The organism is Streptomyces sp. NPDC102451 (assembly GCF_044765485.1).
Lineage (GTDB): Bacteria > Actinomycetota > Actinomycetes > Streptomycetales > Streptomycetaceae > Streptomyces.
Window position 1 is genome coordinate 65,012 of the sequence record NZ_JBIWKD010000026.1, and the last position, 6,000, is coordinate 71,011.

General features: G+C 69.6%; 5 protein-coding genes and 1 pseudogene. 4 read left to right on the forward strand and 2 right to left on the reverse strand.

Going from position 1 to position 6,000, the window contains the following annotated elements:
- The first annotated feature begins 254 nt into the window (after positions 1 to 254).
- Positions 255 to 1,136 (forward strand): bifunctional DNA primase/polymerase, encoded by an 882-nt coding sequence (locus ACIRD8_RS35270; protein WP_404001073.1) that lies wholly within the window; start codon positions 255 to 257, stop codon positions 1,134 to 1,136.
- 11 nt (positions 1,137 to 1,147) lie between these two features.
- Here the strand turns inward: ACIRD8_RS35270 and ACIRD8_RS35275 are convergent, their stop codons facing one another.
- On the reverse strand, positions 1,148 to 2,038 hold the full coding sequence (locus ACIRD8_RS35275; protein ID WP_404001076.1) for a LysR substrate-binding domain-containing protein: 891 nt from the start codon (positions 2,036 to 2,038) through the stop codon (positions 1,148 to 1,150).
- Positions 2,039 to 2,227: 189 nt separating this feature from the next.
- Between ACIRD8_RS35275 and ACIRD8_RS35280 the strand changes: the two genes are divergently transcribed.
- The 3 genes from ACIRD8_RS35280 to ACIRD8_RS35290 all read left to right on the forward strand — a co-directional run bounded on the left by ACIRD8_RS35280 (position 2,228) and on the right by ACIRD8_RS35290 (position 4,804).
- Entirely contained in the window at positions 2,228 to 2,554 is a 327-nt protein-coding gene (locus ACIRD8_RS35280) for a DUF4267 domain-containing protein (RefSeq protein ID WP_404001086.1), read from the forward strand.
- 47 nt (positions 2,555 to 2,601) lie between these two features.
- Positions 2,602 to 3,096 (forward strand): cupin domain-containing protein, encoded by a 495-nt coding sequence (locus tag ACIRD8_RS35285; RefSeq protein ID WP_404001079.1) that lies wholly within the window; start codon positions 2,602 to 2,604, stop codon positions 3,094 to 3,096.
- A gap of 355 nt (positions 3,097 to 3,451) precedes the next feature.
- Complete coding sequence (locus ACIRD8_RS35290) at positions 3,452 to 4,804, forward strand: PQQ-binding-like beta-propeller repeat protein (RefSeq protein WP_404001081.1); 1,353 nt, start codon at positions 3,452 to 3,454, stop codon at positions 4,802 to 4,804.
- 278 nt (positions 4,805 to 5,082) lie between these two features.
- Here ACIRD8_RS35290 and ACIRD8_RS35295 read toward each other — a convergent pair.
- Positions 5,083 to 5,904 (reverse strand): annotated as a pseudogene (locus tag ACIRD8_RS35295) (tyrosine-type recombinase/integrase); the annotation flags it as partial.
- Between the last annotated feature and the right edge of the window lie 96 nt (positions 5,905 to 6,000).

Consider the following 6,000-nt stretch of genomic DNA (forward strand, 5'->3'; position numbering starts at 1 on the left):
CGGAAACGCTGCTTGATACGGCTGGGTTCCGAGGCGGTTGGCCGACCACCCCGGTGCTGGTCACGACGTCGCGGGAGCAGAACTGCCCACCGCATCCCAGGCGAACCACCCAAGACGCGCGATTCCCCCGCAGGTATGAGGAACGCCCGATAAACCTCCGATCGAGGAGAGAGAACCCCACGGGCGAGGAGAGGCCCCCCGGGGGCGGACTCACCCCCCTTCCCTTCTTCGAACGCTTGTACGAAAATGGCTCCATGGCCACCACCGACCGGCAGACCGCCACCCTGGCCCTGGCCCACGCGCTCTCCGCCGCCGAGCGTGGGCTCCCCGTCTTCCCGCTGTCCGCCACCAAGCTCCCCGCACTGCGCTCACCGCACCATGACGAGGACCCTCCCGTGCGCTGCCGCGGCGCCTGCGGACTGCCCGGCCACGGGGTCCACGACGCCACCACCGACCCGGCGGCCGTCCGCGCGCTCTTCGCCGCGGCGCCCAGAGCCACCGGATACGGCATCGCCTGCGGGCGGGAGCCGCACCGTCTCATCGGCATCGACCTCGACATCGACACCACCCACGGCAACGACTCCGTCGCCGCCCTCCGGCACCTGGCGGTCCAGCACCTGTTCACCGTCCCGGCAACGGTCACCGTCCTCACCCCCAGCGGCGGCCGGCACCTCTGGCTGACGGGCCCGTCCGGTGTCTCCGTGCCCAACTCCGCCGGCCGCCTCGCCCCCGGCATCGACGTACGCGGAGCGGGCGGCTACCTGGTCGGCCCCGGCTCGGTCACGGCCCACGGCAGATACCGGCTCGCCCCCGGCACCGCCCACCTCGCACCGGCGCCCTGCCCGCGCGCCCTCCTCCGCCTGCTCACGCCTCCGCCGCGCCCCCGGCACGCCGCCGGCCGGACCTCGCCCGCCCGGCAGGGACAGGGCCTGGTCCAGTTCGTACGCGCCGCGCACGAGGGCCAGCGCAACACCCGGCTGTTCTGGGCGGCCTGCCGTGCGTACGAACACGGCTTCGGCGACGACCTCGCGGACGCCCTCACCGACGCGGCGGTCGGCACGGGCCTCACCGAGCAGGAGGCCCGTGCCGCGATCGCCTCGGCCGCACGCCTGACCGACCCGCGACGGAGCCGCTGACCGACGCCCCGTCACCCCCTCCGGGGCCCGGCGTCCCGTGCCGCCCGCGCGAGCGCGCGGACGAGCCCCGTCTCCCCGGCCGTGGGCCAGATGAGGACCCACCTTCCCTCCGGGGCGTCGTACGGGCGGAGATAACGGAGGCCGGGCCAGGGGTAGTAGCGGGCGGCATCACCGTGCACCAGACAGATCGCCTCGCCCGCCGCGACCACGGCGGCGACCTCCTGGAACGTGGAGACCTTCGGACCGCGCCGGATGGGCCGGCCGCCGGGGGTATGGGTGGGGACGAGCGTCTGCAGCCAGTACTCGGGCACGGGCAACGCGGGGTGCGGCAGGGTCCATTCGGCCAGGTCCTCCATGCCGACCGCCTCACGGGACGCGAGGGGGTGGTCGGTGGCGACCATGAGGAGCAGAGGATCGGTGACGACGAGTGGGCCGACCGTGAGGTCCGGCTCACGGACCGGCAGCCAGGCGGTCGCCACCTCGACCGAGCCGTCCCGGAGGGGGCCGAAGGGGTCGGTGAAGTGGACCTCCCGGATGCGGAGTTCGACCTCGGGGTGCCGGGCGCGGAAGAGGTCGATGATGTGCGCGCAGTCGTGAGCCTGGGGCCCGTACAGCCCCAGGGTCAGCGTGCTCGTGCCACCCTGGGCGGCAGTGGTGGCCGAGCGGGTGCCGTCGATGATCCGCTGGTAGCCCGCACTGAGGTCCTCGCGCAACTGCGCGCCGATGGGGGTGAGTTCGACCCGACGGCTGCTGCGGGCGAAGAGCCGCGCACCGATCCGCCGCTCCTGCTTGGCGATCGACTGGCTCACCCGCGCCTGCGACACGTGCAGGCGGTCCGCGGTCCGGCCGAAGTGCAGCTCCTCGGCCAGCGTCAGGAAGATTTCGATGTCCCGCAGCTCCACCCGGGTCCCCCAGACCTCCAGCGATAACTTCAGGGTTATCAGACCATGTGAAGCCGGAGATTGTTCGCCCTTTTCCGGCGCTGCATCCTGAGGCACGTCCTCCCCCGAGGGCCCCACTCACCGCAGGCCCGCAAGGAGATGGACGTGCTCACACCGCTCGCGTACGGCCTGGCCGTCGTACTGAACCTCATGATCATCTTCGTCGGCCTCCGCTTCTTCCTCCAGCCCCGGGCCGCCGCCACCGGCTACGGCGTACCGGCCAAGGAGAACGGCGACTCCGCCTACCTGACCATCAAGGGGCTGCGCGACCTCGTCTCGGGCCTCATCGGCCTCGCGCTGCTGGCGTTCTCCGACGCCGACGCCGCGGCCTGGTTCATGGTGGTGGTGGCCCTGACGCCGCTGGGCGACACGGTGATCGTCCTCCGGAACGGGGGCACGAAAGCCGTGGCCTTCGGTATCCACGCGGCCACGGCGGCGGTCGTGCTGATCTCCGCCGCACTTCTCTTCGCGGCCTGATCCCCGGCCAGGAACGGCCGCACTCCACAGCCCCAGGAGGCGAGCAGATGTCCCTCATCCACCCGGACTTCGACCGGTCCCACGTCGTGCGCGAGGCCGACGCCGAGGTCATCGGGCAGGCCCCGACCACCATTCGCCTGCTGGCGGACAGCAGCGCGACCGGCGGTGCGCTCTCCACCCAGCGGGTCACCCTCACCGAGGGCGCCGACGGTGCCGGCCCCCACCGCCACGCCAACTCCGCCGAGCTCTTCTACCTGCTGGACGGCACCGCCCAGCTCCTCTCCGGCGACCAGGTCGTCACCGCCGGCCGGGGCGACCTCGTCGTCGTCCCCCCGAACGTGCCGCACGCCTTCGCCGCCGCTCCCGGCGAGAACGCGGACATCCTCATCGTGATCACCCCGGGCGTCGAGCGCTTCGAGTACTTCCGCCACCTCGAACGCATCGCCTACGGCAAGGTCCCGCCGGAGAGCCTCCTGGAGGTCCAGGAGCTGTACGACACGTACTTCCTGCAGAGCGAGCCCTGGACCGCCACCCGCGCCTGACCCGCCGGGCCGGGGGGAGACGCGCGGAAGGGGTGCCTCCCGGTGAGAGACACCCCTTCGTCGCCTGCTGCGGTGGGTGTGGGATTTGAACCCACGGTGACTCGCGCCACGACGGTTTTCAAGACCTTTTGCCCTGCGGGCAGGTTTTGGTCTCCTTCGCAGCTCAGAGGCTTGTGCGCTGCCAGCTCAGGCCGTCGTCCTCGGCGTCGTGCCCGCTACGTGCCCCCGCACCCGATCGGATCTCTTGTCGTGATCGGCGCACCTCTCCCACAGCGAACACCCCAGCCACGGCTATCGGGGCACGCGGCTCGTCCGTCAGCTTTCGGCCAGTGTCCGAGCACTCGCATCCGACCGTGTGAAGGGCGTGGCATGCTGCGGTTTGATCATCAGCGGCAGCGTTGCCTCGCTGCGGGTAGAAAGGGACTTCATGCGCGCGCGGCGGTTCTGTCTTGTTGCCCTTCTCGCCATTGGCTTGTCGGCCTGCGGTTCGCCGGCGGACAGAGGTCCGGCAGACGGGGTGCCGTCGGGTTCTTCCCCGAAGGGGTCCGTAGAAAAGGGGAAGCCGGAGCGCGTTCCGCACGATCCGCCGGAGTCGTTCACGGCCCGGGGAGCGGTGGCCCTGCCGCCGGAGGCGACGGCGGGCCGAACCAATCTGTTGGGCGATGTGCGTGACCTCGCGGTGGCCCTGCACCGTACCTCGGCGTATGTGGCCTCTGCCGACCGGATGCAGACCGTGGACCTGACTACCGGGAAGGTGTTGGCGGTGGCGCGCCCGCGCGCGGAGGCCCTGGGTGAGGACGATGATGCGACCGCGCCGCTCGTGTCGGCCGATGGCTCCCTGGTCGTGACGACGTTCGTCACCAGACAGCCCGGCGTTGGAACGCAGTCGCCCTCGATGGTGCTTGAGGTCGTCGCCACCACGCCCGAGACAGGAAAGGCCGCGTGGAGCACATCGCTCAAAATCCCGCGAGCGTGGGCAGAGGGGGACAGTTCTACGCCCGAGGCTCAGGTGGTCGGCTTCGCGGGCGGCAACGTCATCGTGACCGTGAACACTGGCTACAACGCGGTGACGGCCGGTATCGATATCGGTACCCACCAGGTGCGGTGGACAGCACAGAACGTTCGGACGCGGGCCGTCACCGCGGAGGCCGCGGTAGGCGTCGACATTCTCGACGGATTCGGCCCCGACCAGCTGGTCGGTCTCGACCCGGCCACCGGCAAGGAGAAGTGGCGGACAGAGAAGAACATCGGTGACACCACCGTCGAATCTGCCGGACCGTCCCTCGTCCGGGTGCGGGGCTACGCCGGCGACGAGGGCACGCGCTTCGACCGGCTCTTGAAGCCTGGCACCGGCAAGGTACAGGCGGACATGCCCAAGGGCCTTGACAATTTGAGCTGCCCGTTCGACCAGGCCAAGACTCTCGTCTGCAGGTCTCAGAGCCTTCTCGTCGCCCTGGACTCCACCAGCGGCAAGGAACTCTGGCGGCTGGAGGACGGCCAGGCTGACGGCCGTTTCGCCCCCAAGGTCACAGCATCCTGGCACGGCAGGATCTACGCCCGCGCCTCGTCGACCACCGCGGTGGCCCTTGACGCCCGGACCGGCAAGGACAGGCCCGCCGGGCTCGACGTCGCTCCAGTATTGGTAAACGAGTACCAGGGCCTGGTCCTGGTGGACCGTGAGCTCCTCGCCTACCCCACCGAGGGCTGAGTAACGCACAACAGGAAGATCACCGCTCGTGGTCGGGTGGGTGGTGAAGGGGTGGGTGCCGGTCAACTCGTCATAGACCGGCAACGGACGGCGTCCGGCCACTGGCATTCGACCGGCAGGTCTGCCGCCGACGCAACGTCGCCGAGCGCTGTTTCAACCGGCTAAAGGCTCCGTGGTATCGCGACCAGATACGACAAGACCGCCACCTCTTACGAGGCAGCGGTCAGTCTGGCGAGATTCCTGCTCTGGGCGAGATCCGTTTGAAGACGGACTCTAGATCACGTCCGAGCAGGCACCGCAGCGGAGCCGTCGTCATTGTCTTCGTTGCCACTGAGCCAGGAATCCGCCGCTTCGGCAACCTGTTCGTCACGGCCGACGACAGGCCGGACGTAGTGCCGGGTAGTGACGCTCGCGTTCGAGTGGCCGAGCCGATGAGCGGCGGTCATCACGCCGTACCGGTCGGCGACCCACGTGCCGTGCGAGGCACGGAGATCATGCGGAGTGACGTCGGTCAGCCCGGCCGCTGCCACGGCGGGGTCGAAGTACGCCTTGCGCCACTGGTTGTAGCGCAGAGGCTTGCCACCGGGCGTGACGAAGAGGAGAGCGTCCTCCCCACCCGACAGCGTCTCCAGATGCTGGCCGATCCGCGACGCGAGCGAGGGTCCGATCCGCAGGACTCGTTTCTGATGGGACTTGGGAGTGTCGAAGACGAGGGTGCCGTTCGCTTCCGCCAGGTTCTCGTCAACGACTACCAGGCCGCCGGATACGTCTATGTCCGCCAGCCTCAGCGCGAACGCCTCACCAACCCGCAGACCCGCGTAGGCGAGCAAGGAGATCAGCAGGTCATGCGGCTTGGCCGCGCTCCGGACGATCCGTGACGCTTCCAGCGGGGTGAGAATGTGCGGTTCGGTCTGCGGCATCCGAGGTAACTTCACGCCCCTGCACGGCGTCTGCCCGATCATCTCGTTGTCGACGGCCGCCCGCATGATCTGCGAGAACACCCGGTACGCCTGCCTGATCCGCGACGCGCTGAGCCCCCGGGTCTTCATCGAGCCGACCCACTCGACGACGGTGATCGGTCGGATACCGGCCAGCTCACGAACCGGATTCAACCGGTCGTTGCAACACCGGCCTTTTGATGCAACTGTAGCTGCTCGTTGAACGCTTCGGCAGGTGTCTTCCAGCCGAGCGTCTTT

Excerpts from the sequence above, each read along its gene's own strand:
- ACIRD8_RS35270 (WP_404001073.1), top strand. The coding sequence starts at position 255 with ATGGCCACCACCGACCGGCAGACCGCCACCCTGGCCCTGGCCCACGCG.
- ACIRD8_RS35280 (WP_404001086.1), top strand. The coding sequence starts at position 2,228 with ATGATCATCTTCGTCGGCCTCCGCTTCTTCCTCCAGCCCCGGGCCGCC.
- ACIRD8_RS35285 (WP_404001079.1), top strand. The coding sequence starts at position 2,602 with ATGTCCCTCATCCACCCGGACTTCGACCGGTCCCACGTCGTGCGCGAG.